The sequence below is a fragment of the Putridiphycobacter roseus genome (assembly GCF_003234935.1).
In the GTDB taxonomy this organism is placed as follows: Bacteria; Bacteroidota; Bacteroidia; order Flavobacteriales_D; family Crocinitomicaceae; genus Putridiphycobacter; species Putridiphycobacter roseus.
The window spans coordinates 1-530 of record NZ_QKSB01000090.1 but is presented as its reverse complement, the minus strand read 5'-3'; the positions used below and the strand labels follow the sequence as shown (position 1 = coordinate 530).

Below are 530 nucleotides of genomic sequence, written 5' to 3'. Positions count from 1 at the left end.
GGCGCATTAAATGTTTTAAAGAAATGAAATGTCTTAATGTTTCAAGCAGTGTCCATAGAACTGGACACCATGAACCTTGGGAATTTCGATGATGACTTTGTCACCAACGTATTCCATATGAAGTTGGTAGTGGAAGGTGGTCATGACGACACCGTGGATGTGTGGACGTACCATAAGGGCGAACCAATCTTCGGTATGGTAATCGATGTTGTGTGCAATTTCCTTGCCATCGACAAGGATCTTGTAATGTTCGCCATGTTCACCTTCTGGATGGATTTCCACAGAGTGTGCTCCATGTACGGTTTTCATGGCAAGCATGTGTTTGCCTTTGCCTTCAACCTTCTTAAGGAATACTCCATGTTGAGCGCTCTTTTCAGCTTCGCCTATGAACATGGTCCATTCACTGGGTACTTGGAATGCTTCAACATGTTTTTGGTGATATAATCCGTGTTGGACTTCATGTTGATGTACGGTGCAGGTGTGCATCATACCCATGTAGTGCATCATCATGTACAATTCGGAGTAGTGAG

1 protein-coding gene is annotated in these 530 nt (G+C 43.8%); it reads right to left on the bottom strand.

Annotated elements, in window-relative coordinates:
- Window positions 1-33: 33 nt before the first annotated feature.
- Window positions 34-530 (bottom strand): hypothetical protein (locus DNU06_RS17640; protein WP_233503080.1); only part of this gene is annotated, 497 nt, incomplete at its 5' end.